The organism is Flavobacteriales bacterium, from assembly GCA_016716605.1.
Taxonomy (GTDB): domain Bacteria; phylum Bacteroidota; class Bacteroidia; order Flavobacteriales_F; family PHOS-HE28; genus PHOS-HE28.
In genome coordinates, this window is record JADJWA010000001.1 from 3,134,695 (window position 1) to 3,160,917 (window position 26,223).

Annotated in this window: 20 protein-coding genes; 9 read left to right on the top strand and 11 right to left on the bottom strand. The window is 61.4% G+C overall.

All coding sequences use genetic code 11. The features are described 5' to 3' along the window. The first annotated feature begins 83 nt into the window (after positions 1-83). Positions 84-1,208, top strand: coding sequence for a glycosyltransferase (locus IPM12_12770; GenBank protein ID MBK9148674.1), 1,125 nt, complete (start codon positions 84-86; stop codon positions 1,206-1,208). A gap of 52 nt (positions 1,209-1,260) precedes the next feature. Here the strand turns inward: IPM12_12770 and IPM12_12775 are convergent, their stop codons facing one another. Then, on the bottom strand, positions 1,261-1,641 hold the full coding sequence (locus IPM12_12775) for a helix-turn-helix transcriptional regulator (protein MBK9148675.1): 381 nt from the start codon (positions 1,639-1,641) through the stop codon (positions 1,261-1,263). A 466-nt stretch (positions 1,642-2,107) separates the two neighbouring features. Here IPM12_12775 and IPM12_12780 point away from each other — a divergent pair, with 466 nt between their 5' ends. The 3 genes from IPM12_12780 to IPM12_12790 all read left to right on the top strand — a co-directional run bounded on the left by IPM12_12780 (position 2,108) and on the right by IPM12_12790 (position 9,543). Next, the gene (locus IPM12_12780; protein MBK9148676.1) at positions 2,108-6,118 is read left to right on the top strand and encodes a hypothetical protein; all 4,011 of its coding nucleotides are present in this window, start codon (positions 2,108-2,110) and stop codon (positions 6,116-6,118) included. A 66-nt stretch (positions 6,119-6,184) separates the two neighbouring features. Continuing rightward, a complete protein-coding gene (locus IPM12_12785; GenBank protein ID MBK9148677.1) occupies positions 6,185-7,726 on the top strand; it encodes a hypothetical protein in 1,542 nt (513 codons plus the stop codon). 302 nt (positions 7,727-8,028) lie between these two features. Continuing rightward, positions 8,029-9,543 (top strand): hypothetical protein, encoded by a 1,515-nt coding sequence (locus IPM12_12790; GenBank protein MBK9148678.1) that lies wholly within the window; start codon positions 8,029-8,031, stop codon positions 9,541-9,543. Between the two features lie 119 nt (positions 9,544-9,662). On the opposite strand, the gene IPM12_12795 is transcribed toward IPM12_12790, so the two are convergent. From IPM12_12795 to rsfS, 4 genes are read right to left on the bottom strand one after another with little or no spacing between them, the layout of a single operon-like run. After that, positions 9,663-10,469, bottom strand: a complete 807-nt coding sequence (locus IPM12_12795) for a phosphatidate cytidylyltransferase (GenBank protein ID MBK9148679.1) — start codon at positions 10,467-10,469, stop codon at positions 9,663-9,665. Further along, entirely contained in the window at positions 10,466-10,681 is a 216-nt protein-coding gene (locus IPM12_12800; GenBank protein ID MBK9148680.1) for a DUF2007 domain-containing protein, read from the bottom strand. Before IPM12_12800 ends, IPM12_12795 begins: the two co-directional genes overlap by 4 nt. Beyond that, complete coding sequence (ftsH, locus tag IPM12_12805) at positions 10,681-12,708, bottom strand: ATP-dependent zinc metalloprotease FtsH (protein MBK9148681.1); 2,028 nt, start codon at positions 12,706-12,708, stop codon at positions 10,681-10,683. The genes IPM12_12800 and ftsH overlap by 1 nt, the downstream gene beginning before the upstream one ends. 10 nt (positions 12,709-12,718) lie before the next feature. Then, the gene (rsfS, locus tag IPM12_12810) at positions 12,719-13,093 is read right to left on the bottom strand and encodes a ribosome silencing factor (GenBank protein MBK9148682.1); all 375 of its coding nucleotides are present in this window, start codon (positions 13,091-13,093) and stop codon (positions 12,719-12,721) included. 84 nt (positions 13,094-13,177) lie between these two features. Here rsfS and IPM12_12815 point away from each other — a divergent pair, with 84 nt between their 5' ends. Both IPM12_12815 and rpmH read left to right on the top strand, forming a co-directional pair. Then, positions 13,178-13,936: a biotin--[acetyl-CoA-carboxylase] ligase gene (locus IPM12_12815; GenBank protein MBK9148683.1), complete on the top strand. Its 759-nt coding sequence runs from the start codon at positions 13,178-13,180 to the stop codon at positions 13,934-13,936. A 44-nt stretch (positions 13,937-13,980) separates the two neighbouring features. Continuing rightward, on the top strand, positions 13,981-14,139 hold the full coding sequence (gene rpmH, locus IPM12_12820; GenBank protein ID MBK9148684.1) for a 50S ribosomal protein L34: 159 nt from the start codon (positions 13,981-13,983) through the stop codon (positions 14,137-14,139). 45 nt (positions 14,140-14,184) lie between these two features. Here the strand turns inward: rpmH and IPM12_12825 are convergent, their stop codons facing one another. Continuing rightward, the gene (locus IPM12_12825; GenBank protein ID MBK9148685.1) at positions 14,185-15,027 is read right to left on the bottom strand and encodes an alpha/beta hydrolase; all 843 of its coding nucleotides are present in this window, start codon (positions 15,025-15,027) and stop codon (positions 14,185-14,187) included. 87 nt (positions 15,028-15,114) lie between these two features. Here IPM12_12825 and IPM12_12830 point away from each other — a divergent pair, with 87 nt between their 5' ends. The 3 genes from IPM12_12830 to IPM12_12840 are packed head-to-tail and all read left to right on the top strand — an operon-like array spanning position 15,115 to position 18,522. After that, on the top strand, positions 15,115-15,813 hold the full coding sequence (locus IPM12_12830; GenBank protein MBK9148686.1) for a hypothetical protein: 699 nt from the start codon (positions 15,115-15,117) through the stop codon (positions 15,811-15,813). Positions 15,814-15,858: 45 nt separating this feature from the next. After that, complete coding sequence (locus IPM12_12835) at positions 15,859-17,769, top strand: choice-of-anchor B family protein (protein MBK9148687.1); 1,911 nt, start codon at positions 15,859-15,861, stop codon at positions 17,767-17,769. A 45-nt stretch (positions 17,770-17,814) separates the two neighbouring features. Further along, positions 17,815-18,522, top strand: coding sequence for a hypothetical protein (locus IPM12_12840; protein ID MBK9148688.1), 708 nt, complete (start codon positions 17,815-17,817; stop codon positions 18,520-18,522). Positions 18,523-18,574: 52 nt separating this feature from the next. Here the strand turns inward: IPM12_12840 and IPM12_12845 are convergent, their stop codons facing one another. The 5 genes from IPM12_12845 to IPM12_12865 form a co-directional block, all read right to left on the bottom strand. Beyond that, a complete protein-coding gene (locus IPM12_12845; protein MBK9148689.1) occupies positions 18,575-19,261 on the bottom strand; it encodes a hypothetical protein in 687 nt (228 codons plus the stop codon). Between the two features lie 114 nt (positions 19,262-19,375). Continuing rightward, positions 19,376-21,445, bottom strand: a complete 2,070-nt coding sequence (locus IPM12_12850) for a hypothetical protein (protein ID MBK9148690.1) — start codon at positions 21,443-21,445, stop codon at positions 19,376-19,378. Further along, positions 21,409-22,113 carry a M48 family metallopeptidase gene (locus tag IPM12_12855; protein MBK9148691.1) on the bottom strand — a complete coding sequence of 235 codons (705 nt, stop codon included), beginning with the start codon at positions 22,111-22,113 and terminating at the stop codon, positions 21,409-21,411. Before IPM12_12855 ends, IPM12_12850 begins: the two co-directional genes overlap by 37 nt. Further along, on the bottom strand, positions 22,113-25,316 hold the full coding sequence (locus tag IPM12_12860; protein MBK9148692.1) for a type I restriction endonuclease subunit R: 3,204 nt from the start codon (positions 25,314-25,316) through the stop codon (positions 22,113-22,115). The genes IPM12_12855 and IPM12_12860 overlap by 1 nt, the downstream gene beginning before the upstream one ends. Continuing rightward, complete coding sequence (locus IPM12_12865) at positions 25,313-26,143, bottom strand: hypothetical protein (GenBank protein MBK9148693.1); 831 nt, start codon at positions 26,141-26,143, stop codon at positions 25,313-25,315. The genes IPM12_12860 and IPM12_12865 overlap by 4 nt, the downstream gene beginning before the upstream one ends. Between the last annotated feature and the right edge of the window lie 80 nt (positions 26,144-26,223).

The following is a 26,223-nucleotide window of genomic DNA, read 5'->3' on the forward strand; positions in this document are numbered from 1 at the left end:
GCGCGCGCTATCAACGATCGGGCATGGACCGGAGCGCGTGACCTGCCCTTAGCGAGGAAGCGATCGATCCTAGTTTCGCCGCCATGCAGCAAGAGCGGTTGCGCGTGCTCGTAGTGGGTCAGACCCCGCCCCCCTTCGGCGGCCAGGCAGTGATGATCGAGAAGTTCCTGGAGGGCCGCTTCACCACGCTCGAACTGGCCCATGTGCGGCTGGCCTATTCCGAGGAGATGAGCGAGGTGGGCCGCTTCAGCCTGAAGAAGGTGCGGGTTCTCTTCCGGACGATCGCCGCCGTCTGGGCCGCACGGATCAAGCATCACTCGCAGGTGCTCTACTACCCTCCCAGCGGCCCGAACCTGGTGCCGATCCTGCGCGACATCATCTTCTTGATCGCTGTGCGCTGGTGCTTCCGGTACACGGTGTTCCATTTCCACGCCGGTGGACTCTCGACCTACATGAGCAAGCTGCCTGCGCCGATCCGCTGGCTGGCCTGGCTGGCGTACCGGAAGCCCGATCTCGCCATCCGCACTTCGGATCTGGCGCCGCCCGATGCGCAGCACTTCAAGGCGAAGCGCATCGTTTCAGTGTTCAATGGCATCGAGGACCTTGCGGGCGGCCCCATTGCGCGCGACCCGGATCCCGGACGGCCCATGCGCATCCTGTTCACCGCGGTGCTGATCCCGAGCAAAGGCGTCGAAGTGCTTGTGCAGTCCTTCATCGAGCTCATCCAGCGCGGCGCGCATGCCGAGCTGATGCTCATGGGCCGCTGGGGCGATGCCGCGTTCGAGGAACGCATGCTCGCCTTGATCGCGCAGCATGGGCTGAATGATCGCGTGCGGGTGCTCGGGGTGCGCACCGGCAACGACAAGCTGAACGACTTCCGCGCTGCGGATGTGTTCTGCTTTCCCTCGCACTTCGAGGCCGAGAGCTTCCCGGTGGTGCTCATGGAAGCGGCGCAATTCGGTTTGCCCGTGGTAGCCACCGATTGGCGCGGCATCCCGGTGATGGTGGATGAGGGCGTGAACGGATTCCTGGTCCCGACGCACGACCCAAAGGCTGTGGCTGATCGCTTGGAACGCCTGGCGCGCGACCCTGAGCTCCGCCAGCGCATGGCCATCGATGCGCGTCGTGTCTTCGCGGAGCGATTCACGCTAGCGGCTTTTCACCGGAATATGGAAGGGGCTTTCGCGAAGCTGATGAGGCGTACATAAGGCCGTTTCGCAGGATAAAGGACGCACAAGGATGACGCATCTTGAAATAGGTTTACTTCCCCCCCCCCCCCCGCGCATTCTTAATCAGCGATTCGAGCAGATCGGTCATTCTGCTGAGCAGGTCGATGGCCTTGCTGCGCCAATTGCTGTCCTCTGCATCAATGCGCGGCGGCTCGGGCTTCATGTGAACCACGCGTGGCTCGATCGCCGAGGCATCAGCTGATGGCGCCTTTTGAGAATCGTGGAGCCACTCGTGCGCATTCACGCCGAAGGTGGTGCTGATACGCTCCACCATATTCAACGGCGGCAGCTCATCGTGCTCCCAGCGGCTGATGCGGCTGGGATCGACATGCAGCTTGTAGGCCATTGCGGATTGGGAGAGTTTCTGGTCATTGCGCAGTTTGCGCAATTCCTCGGCGAATCGGGATGGCATGGGCAGGGTAGTTGAATGTGATCATAGATCGACAAAATAGAACTCCTCGTCGATAGTTTCGAGGCCTTGAACGAGGAGCGGCATCGGAAACCTCAGGCTGCGGGCGAAGCGCCGTCGGAACGACTTGCAGGGCTCCTTGCGCGGCTTGCGCAAGAAAATTGCGCGGAACGCATGGAACATGCGAAAAACGCAAGAAGAACGCATGAATCGTGCGCCAAACGCATGGGATATGCGCGATCTGAACCGAAAGGTTTGAGCACGGCGATTTGCCGGAACCAAAACCCTTTGGGTCATGACAACTTCGAGGACCATACGAACCGCTGCATTTGCAGCAAGCCTGGCCGCGTGGTGCGGTTGGGGAGGAAACACCACCAACGCACAAGTGGATGCTTGGGCCATTGGCAGCCAAGCCGTAGTGATGCCGCCCGGCACCGATGGGGCGGCAGGCCAACCATTCGCATTGCCCGTGCCAAACAATCCAAGCTACCCGGCGAACGTGCAGTACCAAGGCCAATCAGCCTATCGCTCGCAGCATGCGCGCACCAGCGGCGATGGCCGCCTGCTCTTCTTCGAGATGGACGGCAATCTGTACGACGGTGATGGGTTCTTGATCGCCGATGCGCGTGCTCAAGGCTGCACCGAATGCCTGGAGCCCGGCGTGATGGAGTTCGTGAGCGTACCGGTGCCGGGCAGCTGCAATCTATTCTACTTATTCTCTGCCATGGGTCGGGACACTTATCCGGGATACTTCGGCACTCATGTGCAGTGGAGCTTACTCGACATGAATGCGGATAATCCTCGGTTCCCAGCCCAGGCGCCAACCACCTGTGCGCGAAAAGGCCGCTTGTTGCAATACGAGGAGTTGGGCGAAGCACCCTATCAGCAGTTCAATCCATGGATTGCCAATGACCCACCTGCCGTGGAGGATGCCGCATTGCCCAATGGAATTCCCACAAGCAATCGAGTGGGGGCATTGATTCCCATGGGCGCGGGTACAGCAACTGGATCCCCCAGGATGCGCGTCGTAGAGTCGACCACTGCATCGGGTGACCATTGGCTCTTCGCCATCATTGCCAACCACATTTACCTGTACCGGATTGCTGCAGACGGCATCTACCACGTGAATCCGATCGCTGGCTCATCTTCCGTGCAATTCATGAATTCCTGGAACCCCAACAACGTGCTGGAATACTTCCACGATGCCGACGCCGTGTTGACCACGCTCACTGGCCAGCAGGATGAAGTGCTCGCATTGGCTATTGCGCAGCGCTATGAGATGTACCCGCATCCGGCTACGCAGAACTCATCGAACAACCTGCTGGTCCATTACTTCAACCGTACTACCGGTGCGCTGATCAGCGGGCAGTCGCAGGCTTTCGCGTTCTATCCACCGGTGGGCACTTGCGGCGGTGTTACCGTTAACCTGCCGAACGGCGGTTTCGCGGTCACTGGCTTGCGCGGCTGCGCGTTCACAAGTGATGGGCGCGGGCTTTACCTCACTGGTGAGCGCACGTTGGATTGCATCACGGCAGAGCCGTATGCGGCGCACCTCGATCTGGTGAGCAATGCCATCACCGATATCAGTTACGCCTTTGGGCAGGGCATGGATCCGCAGTGGACACGCGCACGCATCTACAGGAACAAGGCGCTGAATGGCGTGGGCACAGGCGTGTACATACCTGCCCAAGGTCAAGTGGGCGTGTTGCAAGGGCTGGAGAACCTGGCCGCCGTCACCTTCACGGCCACGGGCATCGCATCCGTTTCGCCAGGTGAACTTTACAACGGCACGCGCCCGGCCGATTGCGGCTACGTGCCCCGTTTCCTCGATATCGGCGTAGCCCACGACCGCTACCTCAGCCCGCAGAACCGAGCAACCTGCTGCGCCTTCCTGCAGACCCGAGGCAGTGGCCTCATCTACGGGCACGAGCAAGTGCCCGGCATGCAGCCCACCAGCTGGACCGCCACCAGCAACCCCTATGGCAATGCCTCGCCGCTCACCTGCTTGTGCGACATCGTGGTGAAGCCTGGAGCCGGCCTCTACCCCAGCAACCTCGCCATCAAGTTCGCCGATGATGCCAAATTGGTGGTGGAGCGCGGCGCTACCGTCCTCGCCACTAACATCACGTTCACCAGCATTACCTGCCCCAGCGAGCGCTGGCCGGGTATACGTGTCGAAGGAACCACGAACAACGGCACCCAGAGTGCACCGCACCAAGGCTACCTGCGATTGGACAACTGCACCGTAGAGAACGCCATGGTAGGAGCGTGGACAACTCGCGAACTGACACCCGGCATCATCCAAGCAGGCTACACCGGCGGCAGGATCTATGGTACGAGCGCCACGTTCAAGAACTGCATCACTGGTGTGCGCATCGATCCATACCAGCGCACCGGCAGTGGCGGAAACGTGCTCAACAACCTATGCCAGTTCAACTTCTGCAGCTTCATCACCGATGCTGCCTGGCCGGACCCCACTGAGAGCAACCCGCTCTACCACGCACAGCTCCAATATGTGAAGGGCATCCAATTCAACCAGTGCAAGTTCCGCAACGATTCGCCCGGCCAGTTCCCCCTACTCAACCGCGGCTGGGGCATCTTCGGCATCATGGCCGGTTTCGATGTGGTGGGCACCACCGCCACGGACGCCAGTTTGTTCCAGAACCTAAGTACGGGCGTGGCCGCAGGCGGCTTCATCAACAAGGTGAACATCCGCCAGAGCTGGTTCCGCGATAACCTCATTGGCAGCTACTTGCAAGCCACGGTGGCCACGGAGGTGAGCCGCTCGCATTTCTATGTGCCCGAAGCCACCTCGCCCAACGCACCCATGGGCCTTGTGCTGCACCAGAGCACCGGTTATACAGTGGAAGAGAACAACTTCCTCGGTGGCACCGGCTTCGGCGGCAACATCGGCATACACTGGAAAGGTGATGTGCTCCAGGAGAACCGGATCTACAACAACACCTTCACCGGGTTGAATGCAGGCACCTACGTGCTGAACCGGCACAAGGGGAACACCCCAACCACCGAAGACCAGGGTCTCCAGATCCTCTGCGGCGACTACACCGGCTGCGGCTTCGACTACTACCTAGGCAACAATACACGCATTAGAGGGGATCAAGGCGTGTACAATGAAGACATACCCGATGATAACCAACTCGCTGGCAATCGCTTCTTCAGCGGCGCCATCAATGGGATAATGATCAGCAGTGTGCAGCCTAGCGACCCCTCGCCCTACTTCGACTACAAGCGCCACAACGTTCCGGAGTGCGACCCGATCAACCCGAGTCCGTACTACTCGGACTATATCGTGAATACCGCTACAGCTTTTGATAAGGCCGCAGACTGCGGCAATGGCTACTTGCCCGGCACAGGAGGTGGAAGCGGCGGGGTGATCGGGTTTGAATTGGCCGCTGCCCAACTGCAGAGCGCACAGGCCAACTTGAATGGCACCGTTGATACCGGCGAGCGTGAGGACATCCTCGAAGCCATCAAGCAAGATGCTCCTTGGCTGCCGAGCCATACGCTGCGCGACTATCTGCTGGCGCGGTGTCCCCTGAGCGACGAGGTACTGCTCGCCGTGATTGGTCGCGAGCAACCTATGGACGATTGGCACATCACGCAGGTGATGCTTGCCAACGCCCGGCTTACCGAGCAAGTGCGGCGTGCGCTGCAGGAGAGCGAATTACTGAACGCGTACATGCTGGCCATAGTGCTGAACGCGGGCAGCGGCCCCACCGTGAAGGACCTATTGCGGGATGAAGTGGTGTTGCGCGGGAGCGAGAAAGCCCGGTACTTCGCCATCGCACTTGATGAGTGGGCCACGGATTCCATCACCCCGGACCCTGATGATTCCTTACGTGCCATGCTGGGCGCGCATCCCGATCCCAGCGACTATTACTTGCTTGCCGAATTGGACATGGAGCGCGGTGACCATGCCGCAGCCACGGAATGGTTGGATGCCTTGGTAGTGGCCAAGGCCGAAGACCCCGTGCTGCTGCGCGAGCTTGTAAACATGCACCAAACGCTGGGCGGTGACTGGAACCAAGCGGATGGAACGCAGCGCGACGAATTGGCCGCGATGGCGAGTAGCTCCGAACCAGGTGCCGCCATGGCTTGGGCCATTCTCTACCAACTGGGCGAAACGGTTGAAGTGCCCACAGCGGAAATGCCCATCGACGAGAGGAGCGTCCAGGTTATGCGCACGAACGAGACCGCCACGAACGACCGCGCGATGCTGGAGGCACACCCCAATCCCACCACCGGCAAGAGTTGGGCGGTGATCTCCATCGAGCTCGACGATGCCGCCGTGCTGCGCGTGAGCGACCCGCTGGGCCGTGAAGTGCGCCGCTATCGCCTGGTCCAAGGCCAGCAGTTGGTGGAACTCGACCTGGCGGATTTGGCCGAAGGCCTGTACACCTGCGAGATCCTGCTGGGCGAATACAAGCTTGGTGTGACCAAAGTGACCGTGCAACGGTAGGATGTAAACCGCGAGCGGCGTGCATTGGGCATGCTGCTCGCGGTACATTCGCAAGGCCCACTTCAGATGAAAGCCTTCTTAACGCTCCTATTCGCCGTTGTTATCCAAGCCGCATTAGGGCAAATCACCTTCAATACGGTACGGCAACACCCCAGCACGCTATCATACAACGGTGCATTGTCCGTGAATGAACTACTGGACGGCTACCTCATGTTCAGTTATGGCTGGTCATTGGATAGCACGGTGGGGGCCGTACAAATAGCGAAGTTCGATCTCGAGGGCAACTTCCTATGGGAGAAGGAGCACAAGCGCCAACGCAATGCAGACCCAGGCATCATCGACCCGATCGCATCGATCAGTGAAGGTCGATTCGTTGGGGCGCTTACCGAGAATGGTGGCACGGAGCCGAACATTACCTACCTCTACTGGTGGGACAGCGAAGGCGACACGATCCGGACGCGCTTCTTCAAGTCGGACAGCAATGCCGTGGAGGGCAACCATGGCACGCGCCAGTTGCTGGCTTTGGCCGATGGCGGTTTCCTGCATTGTGGCTGGTGCGCCAATACCCCACCGGGTCAGGGAGGCTGCATCACTCGTCTGGACAGCACCGGCGCGATCCTCTGGGAGCGCATCTACCCGCAAGCGCAATACATTCAGAACGCACGCGAAACGTCCGATGGCGGCTTCGTGCTGGGCGGATCGCGCAATGCCGATCAGGACGAAGCGGTGGTGATTCGTACCGATAGCGCTGGGAATGTCGAGTGGGTGCGATACCACGGTTTGTATTCGATTTCTGGCGCCAGACGTGCGTTGGCTGACGTTGATGGGAACTTCCTGGTTCCGGGGCAATGGAAGGATGACCCGACTTGGTCCGTGTACGACACCTGGGCTAGTGCATACCATTATGCATCCAACGGTACGCTGCTGCAACGCAAGGACTTCTACTTCGGTCGCAATGCTAGTGCAGGCCACATCCTGCCCCAAGGAGATTCCCACTATTGGTTGGTCGGGGGTACTGAACTACCTGGCGAAGAACCGGACCACGTTACCCAGGTCTGGGAGATCGACGAGAACCTGGATTCACTTTGGATGAGGCGTTATTGGTTCTATGGAACCAACAATGCAAGCAGTTCTGTGTATGCTGTGCGCACAACGAGTGATGGCGGCCTTGTCATGTGTGGCATGACCCGCCAAGGCGAGACCGACCCCTTGCCCAACCTGCGCAGCAATTGGCTCATCAAGCTCGATAGCTACGGTTGCTTGGTGCCGGGCTGCCAGAACGTGGGCATTGAGGAAGTAGCACTGGGGCTTAACGAATACCTCAGCGTTTCACCCAACCCTGTGGCGCAAGGGCAGCCGCTGCGCGTGATCTTCGAGCCGCCTCATGGTTTTACAACCAAAGGCCCATTGCGCGTGGTGCTATTGGATGCAACGGGCAAGCAAGTACATGAAGAGATCTTGGGCAATGGCGGTCACTCCGAACTGCGAGGCACGAAGCAGGAAGGAGTCTTGTCCGCTGAGACCGCGAACATCTCATCGGGCCTTTACTACCTGCACCTCACCGATGGTGCGCGCTGGCTGGCTGGTGCGAAAGTGGTGGTGGAGTAACCCACACGAATCCCACCACCGGCAAGAGCTTGGCTGTGATCTCCGTTGAACTGGAAGACGCAGCGATACTGCGCGTGAGCGACCCACAAGGGCGTTTGGTGAGCACCATACGTTTGAGTGCCGGCCAGCGGATCGTAGAGCTAGATCTGATGGGGCTTGCCGAAGGCTTGTACACCTGCGAACTTTTGAAGGGTGAATACAAGCTGGGTGTGACCAAACTTACTGTACAGCGGTAGGAAGTAAGCCATGAGCGGCGCGCACCACGCGCGCCGCTCATGTACTTTCGTACAAGCCAAACTGCGATGCGTTACGCTCTTTCCGTTGCCTTGCTTTTTCTGCTGCTCGAAGGGGTGCGTGCACAGACCACGTTCAACGTGGTACGGGAGCATCCTAGCATTCTTTCCTATACCGGAGCCTCGAGCGTGAATGAATTGTCAGATGGGTATTTAATTTTCAGTTACGGCTGGTCACTGGATAGCGCTGTGGGAGCCGTGCAGATCGCCAAGTTCGATTTGGAGGGCAACTTCCAATGGGAGAAGGAGCATACGCGCGAACGCAACATCTATCCGGGCCTTGTCGATCCAATAGCGCTTTCAGTCGATGGGGAATATGTGGCTGCGGTGGATGAGTACGGCGGAGCGGAACCCATTGTCACTTGGCTATATTGGTTCGATGCCAATGGTGATACACTGCGCACACGCTTCTTCAAATCGGATAGCGCCTTCGTTGACGCCAACCACGGTACACGGCAATTGCTGGCGCTAGCGGACGGTGGCTACCTGCATTGCGGCTGGTGCGCGGTACCGCAGAATACGGGTTGCATCACACGCTTGGATAGCGCAGGAGGCATGCTCTGGGAACGCACCTATCCGGGCACCAATTACATCCAGCAGGCCACGGAACTTCCAGATGGCGGCTTTGTCCTCGGCGGCTCCCGGCCCCCGAATGTGCCGCAAGACATGGCTGCGGTGATCCGCACGGACAGCGCAGGCAACGTGCAATGGGTGCGCTACCATGGGCTGCATGCGATCACGAGCGGCAAGAAAGCGATCGTAAAGGACGATGGTACCATTCTAATGGCAGGTGGATGGAAATCCGACCCGGACGTGCAGACCTATGACAGCTGGCCATCGGTGTACAAGTACGCTCCAGACGGAACCTTCCTGGCCAGGAAGGATTACTACTACAGCTACAACGCCCAGGCGAGCTTCATCCTGGACAAGGCCGATAGCCACTATTGGCTTGTTGGCGGCATGTTCCAGTATTTCATTGATCCTGATGGGGTGACGACCCTCTATGAGTTGGACGAGAACCTCGATTCGCTGTGGATGCGGCGCTACTACTACTACACGCCGGATGATGCCGAGAGCTTCGCCTATTGCGTGCGCTCAACTAGTGACGGCGGGTTGATCATGTGCGGTTCAACACGCCAAGGAGTTACGGATCCCCTGCCCTACCTGCAGAGCAACTGGCTCATCAAGCTCGATAGCTACGGTTGCCTGGTACCCGGCTGCCAGAGCGTGGGCATAAAGGAAGTAGCACTGGGCTTGAACGAATACCTCAGCGTTTCGCCCAACCCTGTGGCGCAAGAGCAGCCGCTGCGCGTGAGCTTCGATCCGCCTGCGGGGTTTGCGGCCAAAGGGCCTTTGCGCTTGGTGGTTTTGGGTGCACAGGGCAAGCAAGTGCAAGAGCAAACCATGCCGCAGGGCCTTTCCGCTTTCAACATTCAGCTTTCAGCTTTCCCCACCGGCCTTTACTACCTGCACCTCACCGATGGCACGCGTTGGCTGGCGGGTGCGAAAGTGGTGGTGGAGTAGCGTGCTTATTGCGGCAGCCAAAAGTTGCGAAAAGCATGCGTCGTTGCGCGTAGCCGCAGGTTCATCTGCCGGAGGCAGGCCACGCGCAGTAGGGCTTTCGCGAAGCTGAATCTCCGAACTCAACCGAGCAGCAGCGCGATCACCACCATCACGGGCGCCGCAAGCAGGTATCCATCGAAGCGGTCGAGCACGCCGCCGTGGCCGGGCATGATGGTGCCGCTGTCCTTAACGCCTGCCGCGCGCTTCATGGCGCTCTCGAGCAGGTCGCCGATGGTGGCGCTGAAAGTGATGAAGGGGGCTGCGATGAGCCAAGTAGAAGGCTCGAGCTCATGATCGATCCAGCGCGCGACCACCCATGCCGCCACGATGGTGAGCACGAGGCCGCCCAACAGTCCCTCGACGGTCTTGCCGGGGCTCACGCTGGGCATCAGCTTGGTGCGGCCGATGGCGCGCCCCAGCAGATAGGCACCGGTGTCATTCGCCCAGAGGAGCAGCATGAAGCCGACCAGGATATTGCCCTCCATCGCCATGAACGGTGCGCAGGCCATGGGCAGAGCGATCAGCAGGACCGAAACAGCGAGCTGGCCGATGGCGGTGGCGATCGCGGTCGGCGCGGTGCGCAGCACAGCCACGAACGCGATGAGCATGGCGCCGATGACGATGGCGATCGCCACCGGGAAATGCGGGTCTGGGAAAGCGAAGAGCCACGCCCAAGCAGCGTAGCAGGCCGCAGTCAGCGCGATGCCGATGATCATGGGCGGTGCAGCCTCTTTGCCACGCCAGTGCAAACGGTGCCATTCGCGCGCTGCCAGGGCCGCTATCACCAGGAAGAGCAGCGCTGTGACCTGATGCCCCGACCACGCCGCGCCCAGCACCAGCGCCGCATACACGGCACCGCTGCCAGCGCGGATCGCGATCTCCTTCACGCTTGGTCCGGTTTGCCCACTTCGTGAAGGGCGCGCAGCAGATCGCCGCGGCGCACATGCACGGCAGCTTGCGCAAGCGGCGGGTAAGCGCTGGATCCGTTGTCGACCACGACGGCCTCGATCCCATGCTCCTCCAACCGACCGCGCACCAATTCCGCTTCAGCGCGCGATGCCGCTTGGAACACCGGTGCCCAGTCGGTGGCGGCGTGCATCAGCCGGCTACTTGTTCGGAGGATTCCGAGCTGCCCAGCGCCGGTGCATCGGTCGCAGGGACTGCCGGCGTGCCGTTGGTCTTGCCGTTGGCCGCAGGCGCGGCGACCTGGAAGGGGCGATTCCCGAAGATCTTCTCCAGATCCTCCTTGAAGATCACCTCTTTCACCAACAGCTGGTTGGCCAGGGCGGTGAGCTTGTCCTTGTTCTCCGAGAGGATGCGCTTCGCCCGCTGATACTGGCCCTCGATGATCTTGCTCACCTCCTCGTCGATGGTCTGCGAGGTCCGCTCGCTGTAGGGCTTGCCGAAGCTGTATTCGCTCTGGCCGCTGCTGTCGTAGTAGCTCACATTGCCCAGCTTATCGTTCAGGCCATAGATGGTGACCATGGCATAGGCCTGCTTGGTCACCTTCTCCAGGTCGCTGAGGGCGCCGGTGCTCACCTTGCCGTACATGACATCCTCCGCGGCGCGGCCACCGAGTGCGGCGCACATCTCATCGAGCATCTGCTCCGCCGTGGTGAGGTGGCGCTCATCGGGCAGGTACCAGGCCGCACCGAGCGAGCGCCCGCGCGGCACGATGGTAACCTTCACCAGGGGCGAGGCATGCTCCACCAGCCAGCTCACGGTGGCGTGGCCGGCCTCGTGGTAAGCGATGGCCTTCTTCTCATCGTCGGTGATGATCTTGTTCTTCTTCTCCAAGCCGCCGATCACGCGGTCCACGGCGTCAAGGAAATCCTGCTTGGCCACCTCGGTCTTCTTCTTGCGCGCGGCGATGAGTGCGGCCTCGTTGCAGATGTTGGCCAGGTCCGCTCCGCTAAAGCCGGGCGTCTGGCGCGCGAGGAAGCTCACATCAACCGTCTTCTCGAGCTTCAAGGGCTTCAGGTGCACCTTGAGGATCGCCTCCCGCTCGTTGAGGTCGGGCATGTCCACGAAGATCTGGCGGTCGAAACGGCCCGGGCGCATCAAGGCGCGGTCGAGCACATCGGCGCGGTTGGTGGCGCCGATGAGGATCACGCCGCTGTTGGTGCCGAAGCCATCCATCTCGGTGAGCAGCTGGTTCAGCGTGTTCTCGCGCTCGTCGTTGGCGCCCATGCTCACGCTACGGCCGCGCGCGCGCCCGATGGCATCGATCTCATCGATGAAGATGATGCTGGGCGCCTTTTCCTTGGCCTGCTTGAAGAGGTCGCGCACGCGGCTGGCGCCAACGCCCACGAACATCTCCACGAAGTCGGAGCCGCTGAGGCTGAAGAAGGGCACGCTGGCTTCGCCGGCAATGGCCTTCGCGAGCAGGGTCTTGCCGGTGCCCGGAGGCCCTACCAGCAGCGCGCCCTTGGGGATCTTGGCGCCGAGGTCGGTGTAGCGCTTGGGGGTCTTGAGGAAATCGACGATCTCCTGCAATTCCTCCTTCGCCTCAGAAAGCCCGGCCACATCGTTGAAGGTGACGTTGGTGGTCTTGCCGCCCTCGAAGACCTGCGCCCGGCTCTTGCCGATGTTGAAGATCTGGCCGCCCGGACCGCCGCCGCCGCCGATGCGCCGCATCACGAAGATCCAGATGAGGATCATGGCGCCGAAGAGCACGATGTAATAGATGGCCTCGCGGCCCCAGTTCTCCTGCGTCTCGTACTCGTACGGGATGCCGTAGCGCTCTGCGTCGCGCACCAGGTCGTTCTTGTTCACATCGCTGGTGCCCGGATTGAAGGCGTAATGCGGCCCCGTGAGGCTCTCCCCGGTGAGGGTGCCGCCCTTGAGATTGGTCTTGTGCGGCTCGACCTTCAGGCTGTCCTTCTTGATGAAGACCTTCACCAGCTGCTCATTGAGGATCACGATGCGCTCCACGTGGCCGCGCTCGGCCATCTGCTTGTACTTGGTGATCGTGGTCTTCTCAGCCTGCCCTCCGAATTGGAAGAGCTGGATGACCAGGATCAGCAGGATGATGATGCCGTAGATCCAATAGAAGTTGAAGGAGCGCTTGGGGCGCTCAGGCTTCGGCTTCGGGGCGTTATCCGTGCTGTTCTCCACGTTGTTCATCCGGTTTCGCTCAGGCTACATTCTCATAGGACGTGCGGGCCGCATCGCCCCAGAGCTCCTCGAGCGCATAATGGCCGCGGACATCGCGGTGGAACACATGGACCACCACATCCACGTAATCGATCAGGATCCACTGGGCGTTGCGCTCGCCTTCGGTATGCCAGGGTTTCTCACCCGTGGCCTTGCGCACCGTCTCCAGCACCGATCGCGTGATGGCCTCCACCTGCGTATCCGAATCGCCGTGGCAGATCACCATGTGGCCGCAGACCGCGTTCTCCATCCCGCGAAGGTCCATGTGCACGAGCTCCCGGCCTTTGACCTCTTGGATGCCTTTGATCACGGCCTTCACCAAGCGGGCGTCGCTGGCGCCCTTCGTTTGCTTCATCCGGGTAGCTTTGTGAGCGCTCAAAGGTAGGTGCTGGCAGGCCCTTGAACGGGCCAGGCCCGCCCGCTTCCACGAGCGGCGCGCATGCGGTTCGGACATCCCCTCTTCGAGTATGACCAGCTGGCGAGCACGAATGCCGAGGCGGCTGCGGCGCTTGCGGTCGGCAGCGTTGCGCACGGGGCCGCGGTCTGGGCGCATTCCCAGACCGCAGGCGAAGGTCAGCGCGGGCGACCATGGCGCTCCCAGCCCGGGCTCGACCTCACCTTCAGCGTGGTGTGCGAACCCCGGGGCCTGCGGGCCGATCGCCAATTCGCGCTCAGCAAGGTGGCCGCGCTCGCGGTGTACGATGCCATCCGGCCCCATGTGCAGGACGATCTGCGCATCAAGTGGCCGAACGACCTGCTCGTGGCGCAGCGCAAGGTGGCCGGCATCCTCATCCGCAACGAATTGAGCGGAGACCGGGTGTCCAGCTGCATCATCGGCATCGGCCTGAATGTGAACAGCACTGTATTCGACCCCGACCTGGTGGCCACCAGCCTCCGGAACGAATGCGGCCAGGAACTGGAACGGCGCACGGTGCTGATGGCGGTGCTCGATCGCCTGAGCCATTGGTACGGCAAATGGCAGCAGGCACCCGACGAGGGCTTGGTTAGCTACAGCGACCGCCTGTGGACGCGCGGACGGTGGGCCCCCATGCTCCTCGATGGCCAAGCCATCACCGCCCGGGCCCTCGATGTGGATGAACTGGGCCGATTGCTGGTGGAAACGGAGGATGGCACCGTGGCCGCCTATGGCCTGGACCGGCTCCGATTCGCTCCGCGCAGCACCGGCTTGCAGGGCTGAACGAAAGGGCTACATTTGCCGCCCTTAACGAAACCGAGCAGGCCATGAAGCGCACCTATCAGCCCAGCAAACGCAAGCGGATCAACAAGCACGGATTCCGTGAGCGCATGAGCTCCGCCTCCGGGCGCGCCGTGCTGGCCAGCCGCCGCAAGCAAGGCCGCCACAAACTCACCGTGAGCGACGAGAAGGTAGGCGCGAAGTAGCACGCACCAGACATCCGTGAAGGGCTGCCCATGGGCGGCCCTTCTTCATTCCAGCCACTCCTTGCCCCGCCACGCCTGCGCCAGGGCCTCGGCCAGTTCGGTGGTGAGCAGCACGTGGCCGAAGGGCAGTTGCCGCTGCCTGATCAACTCGGGAGCGAAACGAGTGAGCTTGCTGCCCAAGGCCGGCGGGATCACCCGGTCGTGCGTGCCGAAGAACAGGTCGATCGGCAGCCGGTGCTTCATGGCATGGTCCGCCACCAGCCCAAGATCGGGCTCGATCCGGCGGTAGCTCAGCCATACATCGTGCACGAGCTGCCGCTTGGCGCGGCTATCGGTCTGTCCCTTCAGGAAGCGGTGCATGCGCTCATTCATCAGCCGCAGCGAGCGCAACGCATCCATCACGAAGTGGACCCGCTGCGGGTGCTTCACGAAACGCTTGTATGCCCAGCGGCCCATGCGCGATGCCGCCAACCCACGGTACCACGGACGGGTCTTCAGCCCATCGGGCGCTGCCAGGAAAAGCTGGTTGAAGCGCTCCGGGATACGCTCGACCAAGCTGAGCGCCAATCGGCCGCCTAAGCTGTAGCCCAGCAGGGTGGCACGTCCGGCACCCTGCGAATCGAGGAAGGCCGCGAAGAAGCCGGCGATCTCCGAGGGCAGGAAAGGCGTGTCGGCGCGCTCCGGGTATCCGGGGCTCATGCCGTGGAAGTGCAGGTCGAAGGCGTAGATGGTGAAGCGTTCGCCGAGGGCGCTTTCGAGCACGTGGAAATCGGCGCTGGTGCGGCCGAAACCGTGCAGGGCGATCATGGGCTCGGGGCCGCTGCCATACACCCGGTAGGCCAGGGTGGTTCCGTGCGTGAAGTAGCGGAGGGGCCTCTCAGGATGCACGGGCCAAAGTTGGCACCGCGTGCAATGCCCCCAAATTCGCCACCGGACCGAAGCAACCGGCACCGGGGTCCGGCGGTCAACTGAAGCATGCGCGGCATCTCGATCCTCTTCATCTGCATGGCCTCGAGCCTGAGCGCGCAGCACCTCAGCTACGAGGAATGGCTGCACCGTGCCATGGCCGATATGCGCATGGCCCCGCGCTACGGCGACCGCGAAAAGAGCGCCGCGCAGCGATCCACGGATGCCGAATTCGTGAGGTCGGTGCTGGCCGTTGACCCCGTGCCGCGCAGCGCCTCCGACCGCCTGATCCAGCACGGATCGTCGCTGCTTGCGGGCGGAGACATGGTGCAATCGATGATGCGCTTCAATCAGGCCTGGCTCGTGGACAGCACCAACGCCGACAGCTACTGGGGCTTCGGGAACTACTTCCTCGCGCTCGACCGGCCGGCCGTGGCCCTGCAATGGTTCAAGCGCGGCGCTGAGCTGGACCCCACCCACGTGCGCTCGCTGCTGGGGCTGGCCGTTGCCGCCCTGGCCGAGCAATACGCCACACGTGCCGGGAACCCTGCGCATGCCGATGAGCTGGTCTCCGCTGCGTTGACCGTTCTCCTGCGCGCCGAGGAGCTCGCGCCCAACGACCCGGCCATCGTGTACCGATTGGCCGTATGCCACATGATCCGCGGGGAGTGCGAACAGGCACGGAAGCAGCATCAGCGCTGCCTGGGGCTTCCAGGGTACACGGTGGATCCCGGTTTCGAGGAACAGCTCCGGGCCAAGTGCCCCTGACCCGCCGTTGGCCGCGAACCGGTACTTTGCGGGGCCCCGATCATCATGCGCTCACTCACATTCCTCTTCGTCCTCCTCCCGGCTTTCGCCCACGCGCAAACCCCTTGCGTGAACGGCTTCGCAGGCCCCTACCCGTGCAGCAACATCGACCTGATGGCGCAGCTCTCGCTCGCGCAACTGGGCACCGTGACCAGCATCGCCGACCTCTGGGGATGGACCGACCCGCTCACCGGCCATGAGTACGCGATCGTGGGTGGCCGCACGGGCACTGCATTCGTGGACATCAGCTCCGCCACCGCCCCGGTGCTCATCGGCTTCCTCCCTTCGCACAACAACGTGGCCTCGCTCTGGCGCGACGTGGATACGCACGGCGATTGGTGCTTCATCGGCAGCGAGGCCGCCGGGCATGGCCTTCAGGTCTTCGACCTCACGCGGCTCCGCGATGTCACCGTCCCGCCGGAGACCTTCACCGCCGATGCGCGCTTCGGGGGCTTCGGCAACAGCCACACCATCTTCGCGGATAAGACCGAGCCCTACGTGTACGCCGTGGGCACCAACATCGCCAGCGGCGGGCTGGTGGTGGTGAACGTGAGCAACCCGCTGGTGCCCACCCTTGCCGGCACCTTCCCTTTCGAGGGCTACATCCACGAGAATGCCGTGTTCCACTACAACGGTCCGGATGCGGAGCACGTGGGCAAGCACATCAGCTTCAACTTCCACATCCAGGCCAATGATCGCGTGAGCATCGTGGATGTGACCGACAAGACCGACATGGAATTGATCAGCATCACGCCGCCCTACACCAGCCCCAGCCTCTGCCACCAAGGCTGGCTCACCGAGGACCACCGCTACCTGCTGATGAACGACGAGGGCGATGAGAACACCTATAATTACAATACCCGCACCCACATCTTCGACGTGCAGGACCTCGACGCGCCCGTGTACCTGGGCCACTTCAGCGGACCGAACCCCAGCTTCGACCACAACCTGTACGTGCACCGCAACCTGGTCTGGGAAGCCAACTACACCAGCGGCCTGCATGTGCTCGATGCCGCGAACGTGGGCAGCGGCCAGCTCAGCCTGTCCGCCTGGTTCGACACATACCCGGCCAACAACAACAAGAGCTACAACGGCACCTGGGGGAATTACCCCTACTTCCCCAGCGGGAACGTCCTCATCAGCAGCATCGCCGAGGGCCTCTTCATCGTGAAGCCGCGGCTTTCCCTCCGCGTAAGAGCCTTGCTCGATGGGCCTTTCGATGAGGATACGGGCCTGATGCACGATTCGCTGCGCGTAAAAGGACTGCTGCCCTTCACCGAGCCTTACACCGCAATCGGCTATGCGCATGCGGGCGGCGGAGGCGCGGAGACCACCTCTCCCGCTGCGCTGACGACCAGCGGCCCCGATGCGATCGTGGACTGGGTGGTGCTGGAGCTGCGCGATCCCGCCGATCCGTCGAGCGTGCTGGCCACGCGCAGCGCACTCATCCAGCGCGACGGCGACATCGTGGGCGCCGACGGCAGCTCTCCGGTGCAATTCAGCCTGAAGCCCGGCCCCTACCATGTGGCCGTGCGCCACCGCAATCACCTGGGCGTGATGACCGCCGCGCCGGTGGAGGTGAGCGTGGCCCTGCGCAGCTACGACCTCAGCGATGCAAGCACCGCGCTCTATGGCATCTCCGCCACCAAGCCCATGGGTCCGGTGAATCTGCTATGGGCCGGCGATTGCCTGCGCAATGGCATCCTGAGCTACATCGGCGACCAGAACGACCGCGACCCCATCCTCATCGCCATCGGCGGAAGCACGCCCACGGCAACGGCCACTGGCTACCTGGGCACCGATACCAACATGGACGGCACCGTGCGCTACACCGGCACCGGCAACGACCGCGACCCCATCCTGGTGAACATCGGCGGCAGCGTGCCCACCGCCACGCGCAACCAGCAATTGCCGTGAGCGATGGCCCGATCATTGCCAACTTCGCCGCACTTGAATCGAACCATGAGAACACTCGCCGCCTTCACGCTCGCGCTCCTCTCCTTCCCCGCTTCCGCCCAGCTGCTCTCCTTCGATGAATGGTACGCGCGCGCGGACCAGGACCCCTACCTGAAGCCGCGCTTCGGCGACTACGGCCCCGAGGTGGTGAACAACACGGTGGACGAGGACATCTTCACCGTGATCATGAACAACCGCAACCGCCAGCGCGCGCTGAGCGACAGCTTGTGCAAACTCGGCTTCGAGCGGCTGAAGAAGAACGACCACGTTTCAGCGATGAAGCGCTTCAACGAGGCCTGGCTGGCCATGCCGATCAATCCCGAGGCGCACCGGGCCTTCGGCGCCTTCTTCCGCAGCATGAAGCGCCCCCTGGAGGCGCACGAGAATTACCAGATGGGCATCGCGGTGGACAGCACCTACGCGCCGCTGCTGAAGGAAGAGGCCGATGTGTACATGGAGCAGCGCTACCACATGCAGCAGGAAGGCCGCGACAAGAAAGCCGAGGAGTTCACGCTGAAGGCCCTGGACCTCTACAAGCGCGCCTACCGCCGCATGGGCAAGGACCCCGATGTGACCTACCGCCTCTTCGAGTGCTACACGCTCACGCTGAACTGCCCCAAGGCCTGGGAGTTCCACGATAAGGTGGTGGCCATGGGCGAGAAGAGCGTGGAGGATGTGTACCTGAATAAGCTGAAGGCGCACTGTGTTCGGTGAGGCCCCGAAGCGATCCCTTCGACCAGGGCATTCCATCGGACCGGGGCGATGATCACGGCTGCCCGCCCTCCCCTTCTTGCGCCTTCCTCTTCTCCAGCAAGGCCTTGCGCTGACCCAAGGAGAGGCTGCCGATGAAACGCTCGAAATCCATCTGCTCCATCATCTTCTCCTGATCGGGGAAGAAGTGGCCGTGGTCCACGAAGGTGGTGGTGTACACGATGTCCTCCGTGTCGTCGTAAACGCCCAGGAGCAGGCCTTGGCGGATGCCGCCGAGGATGTTCATGTTGTCGTCGTCATCGCCGACGCTCTGGGCCTTGAAGGCCACGTCGTAATTGTTGGTCACGAACTGCAGCAAGCGCTCTTCGGCATCGACGTCGGGGCTGAAGCGCGCGGCGTACTGCTCCAGCACGTGCCAGCTGAAGTGCACCTGGCTCGCGCCGCCCCAGCGGATGCGCATGGCGCGGATGCGGCTGTCCATGCCGCGGTACCACACGAAGTGGATCACCTGGATGCCGCTCTTGCGGTAGCGCATCACCACGATCCAGCGATTGCCCGAGGGGGCCGTGTAGGTCTCCACATGCTCCAGCACGGCCGTGCGGTCGCCCTTGAGGTGTTGGCGGCGCAACTGCTCCATGGGCCGCAGCATCTTGCGGTCCAGCGCGGGCTTGTCGTGCAGGGCGCAACGCACCACCTCAGGCGGCGACATGGTGGGCAGGATGTGGTAGCGCGGGGCAGGCATGGGAGGAAATTAGTGCGGGTGACGCGATTCGGTAGCGGATGAACGCACGAGGAACCTAAGGACCCAATAGATTGGAAGGCTTTCAGGGGGTGAGACCCCGGATCGCCGTTTGCATCACCAATCCAGGGGGAGTTCTCCATTCGGAGATAGGGAACCATCTACCAACGGACCTATGGCCGCGACGGCAGTGATGCAACCGACCTCATTCACTACAAGCCGACCTTCATCGATGGCCGAACGGATGGTGCGCTCTACTTGGTCCGGGTGTGCATCACAATTGGCGGAGAGATGCTCGATGAAGCGCACCAAGGGTTGCCCGATGAACTTGCGCATGACTGATCCGCGCATCAAACTGCCCGGCACCCTTTTCAGCGGTTCGGGCATTCGTTCGTAGTTTCTATCTCGTAGTCCGATGAAGCCGCCATGGATGAAGGTGAAGCGGGGATCGGTATCGAGTTGAAGGTTCAGCCTTATGCTACTCGCACTGGTCGTCGGCCTGAACCGACGGATGTGCTCGGCCAGGTGGTCCACGTGCAAGGGTGTTTCGGCTTCACGCAGCAGATGCTCGACCATACTCCTTATGGTACCACCCTTGATACCCTCACGGTCGTCTTCCCACTTCCGAAGACCGTAGGTGCTTGTTCGGCTCAATGAGATGAAGCGGTCTTTGAAACGGACGATGGTGCTGCGGACGTACTCCGTGGTCCATTCACGATTCGGGTCAATGGCCTGTAGGCGCTCGACAAGCACCGTAACATGTGTTGGGGTCTTCAGCTCCTCCAATACCTCAGCGATCAACTCCTCGCGCCGCCTGCGTTTGTTCGGTGGTAGATGGATCAGGTCACCATCAAACCGGATACCCGGCTCACAGGCCACGAGCAGCGGTCGCATAGCATTGGTGAGCTCCTCGTTCCATTCCACTCCGAGCGGAAGCGCGATCGCCTCGAACCGATGGACTGAATCGGTGGTGCGTGTTCCCGCCAAAACCGAGCGAAAATGCTGCGCCATGGCGATCACTGCAGCCACGCTATCCGAGCGGATGAGAACAGGACTCTGGCTGTCGAAATCGCGGGCCTTCTTGCCCGGCATCCACAGCTCCCGCCATGAGACGACCCTGTAGTTCTTGTTGGAAGCCAGAACAAGGATTCGGGCTATGAAGGGCTGCCCCCAATCAGATCCCAATCGGGCGTTTATCCCATCCGCAATATCCCTTGTCAAGATCGTTGCACGGCCATGGGGCATCGCGGGTTCCGGCTTGAAGGGTCCCGGCAGATCGTTCAGGAATGCGAAGCGTGCTTCGAACTCCCGATCCCACTTCAGGAACAGCTGGCGCATCCGTTCCCTGGTGAGGCCGCTATGCCCGCCTGCACGAGCCAGAGCGCCATACCCGGCGGTGCTTTGCACATACGCCGAAATGGAACTCCATCTTGTTCCCGCGCGCTTGCTCCATACATCAACGATCAGCTTCACCAGTTCCAGAATCGAAGGAAGAGAAGGATCATCCTGAAGTATGAACTGGCGGATCAACTGGATCTCCTCTCTGTCGAAATGGTTCTTGAGGGCGAGGAAGACCGTTGTCGCGGTCGTCTCAGGAACTCCCACTACGCCAGGAGCAGGTCGTTGCTCGAACACCGAACGGCCGAACTCGCGCAACTCCGCGATCGTCTTGCTTCCTACGTTCCGCAATTTGCGCAGGTCGAATCCGGAGAGCAGGATGCCGTCCAGGATCGCTTCGGGCGTGTCCTCCTCGAGAAAATTCGAAAGGGCGTTGCGGGCCCGTACGCTCAGCAGCGGAAGGCGTCCTTCGATCATCGCGAGCATGCCCGCCCGATCGACGGGTTCCATGCCAAGGGACGATACAACACCCGAAGATGGGAGCACCGGGAGCAGCGGACCCATCCGCCGAGTAGCCGCGGCAAGAAGGTCTTCCAGTTCCATCACCGTCTTCTTGCCACAATTCTTCAACGCGGCTAGACCCCTGAAGCTTCGTTGCGCGCGTGCGATCGCTTCCAATGAAGTGAGGTTGTTGACCAAGCAGACGTTCATTGCACGGACGGTCAAACCGAAAAGACTGTCCAGTTCGGCCAGCGTGATGGTGCCGCTTGGTCTGCCTTGCAGGGCCTCGGTCGGGTCGTGGGGGTGTTCGCTCATGTGTGTTCGAGCTTCTCCTTCCACCTCTTCCAATCCGGCATCGCGCGATCCAGCAGCGCGTAGTACTTGGCGCTGTGATCCGGGTGTACCAGGTGGCAGAGTTCGTGGATGACCACATAGTCGATGCAGCGACCCGGTGCTTTGATCAACTCGGGGTTCAGCATGATGCGGCCTTTGGGGGTGCAGCTGCCCCAACGCATGCTCATGCGACGCACGATCACTTCCGGTCGCGCGATCTTGTACTTCTTAAGTGTGCCCATCGCCTCATCCACGCCCTTTTCGAAACGGGCGATGGCCTTGGGCCGGTACCAACCCGCGAGCAAGCCTGCAACGTGGTTGCGATCCTGCGGATGGTGCGTGTACACATGTATGCGCCCACCGCTCAGCTTCACTTCCTCTACCTCCGTCGTCGCATGTACCTTGAGGCGATACTGCTTGCCGAGGTAGCGGTGCGTTTCGCCGCTCACGTACTCACGCGGTGGGGTGATGGGCAGGAAGGAGCGGAAGTAATCCTGTTGGCGAACGATCCAGCTGGCGCGGCGCAAGACGAACTGGTCCACCTTCTCCGCTGTGGCGTGGTGCGGTGCGCGCATCTCCACGCGCGTATCCGGATGAACGACAAACCCGAGCGTTCGACGCGGTGTGCGCACCAGCGTGTACCACACGGTGGTCTTGCCGTATTGCACGCTGCGCTCTTCCATCAGGCGTATCGGTGCATGGCCACGCGCATCACGCCGTCGAGAATCTCGTCGATCACGTCGAAGCCGAGGTCCAGACCTTCCACGCGCAATTCGTAGAGGTAATCCTCCATGGCCTGCCGCATGCGGTTCTGCACATCGCTCTTGCGCGTCCAATCCACAATGCGTTGGGCCTTCACGATGTCGTCCAAGTGCAAGGCGATGGCACCTGCGCGTTCCTTGTCCAATGTCAGGTCCACGGCTTTCACCGTTGTGTCCACGATGCGGTAGAAGGCGCGGGCCACGTCGCGGTCCTTGACGGTATCCGGCTCGTCGCCCTCACTGCCCTCGCGCACCTGCTCCATGATGTGCATGGCCTGCTTCAGGTAGTCCAGGTCACTGATGCGCTTCTGGTGGTAGGCCTGGATGGTCTCCTCCAGCAAGCGACTGAATTTCTTGTAGAGCACGGGGTCCTCTTCCATGCGCTCGCTGATGGTCTTCGAGGTGCGACTGGCGATGATGTCGGCACGACTGGCCGGACCTTCCACCTTCTCCACTTCTTGGGCGAAGGCGGCCTTGTCGAAGATGTTCACCTGGTCGGTGAGTTGCAGCACCTCGTTGCTCTTGATGTGCGTGTCGATGAGCTTCTGCACTTGGGCCTCGTACTGCCGGTAGTCGATGGCATCGCTGTACCGCTGCTTCACGGCCACGCGCAGGCGCAGGAAGAAGGCCGCATCGCGGCGGTAGCGTTCCACCTTCTCCTCCGCGGTGTTCTTCACGAAGTCCAATGTGCTCAGCGCCATCTTCAGGGTGCGCACGAAGAGCGAGAGCCGATCGTAGAACGCATCGCGGACATCCTTCGGCGCGAGGTGCTGTTGGAAGGCCTCTGGGTCCTGCTTATTGGGCAGCTCCTTGAAGAGGTCCCAGAGTTGCGCGTGGCGTTCGGCCAGCTTCTCCACCTCCTCCTTCACGTGGGTGATGGTGCCCGCGAGGTCCTCATCATCGAAGCCGCTCAACTCATCGTAGGCGGTCAGTGCCTGGTCCAGTTCACCGAGCACGCCGTAGTAGTCGATGATGTAGCCGAAGTCCTTGCCCTCGAACAAGCGGTTCACACGCGCAATGGCCTGTAGCAGCGTATGGGCGGTGAGGCTGCGACAGAGGTAGAGCACCGTGTTGCGCGGTGCATCGAAACCGGTGAGCAACTTGTCCACCACGATCAGCAGTTCCGGATCGCCCTCGGCCTTGAAGCGTTGCACGATGCTCTTCTGGTAGTTGGCCTCGTTGCCGTACTGGGCCATCATGCCTTTCCAGAATTGCTGCACCCGGTCGTTGGTCACCTCGTAGGCGCTCTCATTGCCTTCGCGGGTGTCGGGTGGACTGATCACCACCTCGCTGCTCACCATCCCGATCTCATCCAGGTATTGCTTGTACTTCAGTGCGGCCACCTTCGTGGGTGCGGTCAGCTGGGCTTTGAATCCGCTGCCCTTCCAGTTCTCGTTCCAGTGGCGGCTCACGTCGAAGGCCGTGCGCCAGATCTTCTGCTCGGCGGCGTTCAGTTGGTCTGCTCGGCTGAATTTCTTCTTCAGGTCGGCACGCTGGAATTCGTTCAGCGGCTCGCTCACCAAGTCGAAGAAGGTGTCCATGGTCTTGTTGTCCACCTCCTGCACCACGTGGCGCCCTTCGTAGAGCAAGGGCACCACGGCGCCGTCCTCCACGGCCTGCGCAATGGTGTATGCGGGCCGGATGATGCCGCCGAATTTGCGCGCGGTGTTCTTCTCCTTGCCCAGCAGCGGTGTGCCGGTGAAACCGATGAAGCAGGCGTTGGGAAGCACCTTCAGCATGCGCACGTTGCCCGTGCCGTACTGGCTGCGGTGGCTCTCGTCCACCAGCACGAAGATCTCCGTGCTCGCATCCACCAACTGCCCGCGCTTGCTCACGGCTTCGAACTTCTGCATCAAGGTGGTGATGATGCGGGCCTTGGGCTCGTGCAAGAGCTCGGCGAGGTGGGTGCCGCTGCGCGCCTGCACCGCTTCGGCTTCGCAACTCTTGAAGGTGCCGTAGAGCTGGTCGTCCAGGTCGATGCGGTCCGTGACCAGCACGATGCGCGCGTTGCGGATGCTCGGCTCCATGGCGATGGCCTTCGCCAGCAGCACCATCGTCAAGCTCTTGCCGCTTCCTTGCGTGTGCCAGATGACGCCGCCGGGACGGTGACCATCGTGCAGGTGGCGCACACGCTCCACGGTGCTCTTCACCGCGAAGTATTGCTGGTAGCGCGCCACCTTCTTCTCGCCGTTGTCGAAGAGGATGTAGCGTTGCACCAGTTCCAGCAAACGCTCGGGACGGCAAAGGCGATAGAGCAATTGGTCCTGCTCGTTCACCTGCAAGGTCGTCTGCTCCTGCTGGTCGAAGAAGGCTTGGACATAGCGGAAGCGGTCTGCGAAGAGCGTCTTCTTTTGTGCGGCGGTGAGCGGCGTGTTCTTCAGTGCGGTCAGCGCCGCGGTATCGTCACCCGTTCCGCCGTCGTGCAGCTCCTTCCATTGGCTCCAGAAGGGTGGGGGCGTGCCCACGGTGCCGTAGCTCGCATCGTTCTGCGCCAGCGCCAGTAACAGTTGCGCATGGATGAACAAGGCCGGCACCTCCTCCGGCTGTTGGTTCCGCAGGTGCTGACTGATCGCCTGTTGCACCGGAGTGCCATACTCGGTGCTGTGCAGATCGGGGCGCTTGCACTCGATCACCACCAGCGGGATCCCGTTCACGAAGAGCACCACATCCGGGCGGCGGGTCTTGGTGCTGCCCTTGCGGTCCACGGGGAACTCCTCGGTGACGTGGAAGTGGTTGTTGGCCGCATTCTCCCAATCGATGAAGCGCAAGGGAAAGCTGCGCGTATCGCCCATGATGGTCTCCTCGAAACTGCGGCCCAGCGTGAGCAGCTCATACACCTCTTTGTTCGTGTTCAGCAGGCCTTCCACCAAGGGCATCTCACGCAGGCCACGGATGGCCTGGTAGATGTTGGCCGGGCTGAACTCGTAGCGCTGCCCCTTGTGCGCAATGCTGTTGATGGCGCGCAAGCGCTCCTCCAGGATGTTCTCCAGCAACACGTTGCCACCCTTGCCCTGCCGCTGCGCCATGGCCTGCTCCGGGCTCAAATAGGTGTAGCCCAGCTTCACCAGCAGTTGCAAAGCTGGCACCTGGCTGATGTGGTCTTCGAGGAAGGAGGGGGTGATCATGGGTTCAGGTTCACCTCTATCGTTCTTGATGCGGGTAACGTCAATCCAAAACGCTGCCTCAATAATTCGGTAACTAGGTCCGTCCTTGTAGCCAGTAGCTCCTGGTCAGTACCTGAATGGTGTGTGTTGATGCCAACGAGTAGTGGTCTCGTCGCTCCTGCTCTCGCAGCCTCCTTCACATCAATGAACCACAGGCCCCCGCCGCTGAGTCCACCTGGATCAACGGACCTCACCACTGCGTCGGTGCTCACATCGTTCTGTGTTTCCCGGTACTCGACGATCCACTTACAGTTCTTGGGGAAGTCAGGATGCCGCTCGTTGGCACCGGCACGTACGCCGGTCCTCAAGATCAATGGCTTTGCTTTGAGTTCGTCTCCTGAGCGCTCGACCGTGGTCCAAAGTCCGGGATAGCCCATGATCATGTATTGATGCCCTTGTGCCTGCCGATGATCAATCATGACGTGCTGTATTTCAAGGAACTGGTACTTACCCGTCAATTGCGCAACCACTTCACTGGTGAGTTCAACGATTGTCACATCAACGGGATCCTCAACATCCCCTGAGAATTTCTGGTTCAGGTCGGTTCCCCAGGCCTGCCCTTCAATACCGATCAGGTCCGTTCCGTTCGGGATCATGATTTCCGAGATGTATGTCGGATGCAGTACATGCGTTGCGGAAACCAGGAAGCGACGCTCCCCTGCCGCGAGAAGCACACCACTTCCTTTGCGGCTCCGTTGCCGAAAGAGCTGGCACGTTGAGCGCAGGGCGATCCGGCCGCAGTCCTGTAGCTGTTGTCTCAGAAGATTGCGAGCCTTATCGGGGTTCATTTCACTACGTGTTCAGCGCTGCGTCAGTTCGCGCTTCTGGGTGGTATGGTGGTCCAGTTGGCTGATGTGGTCTTCGAGGA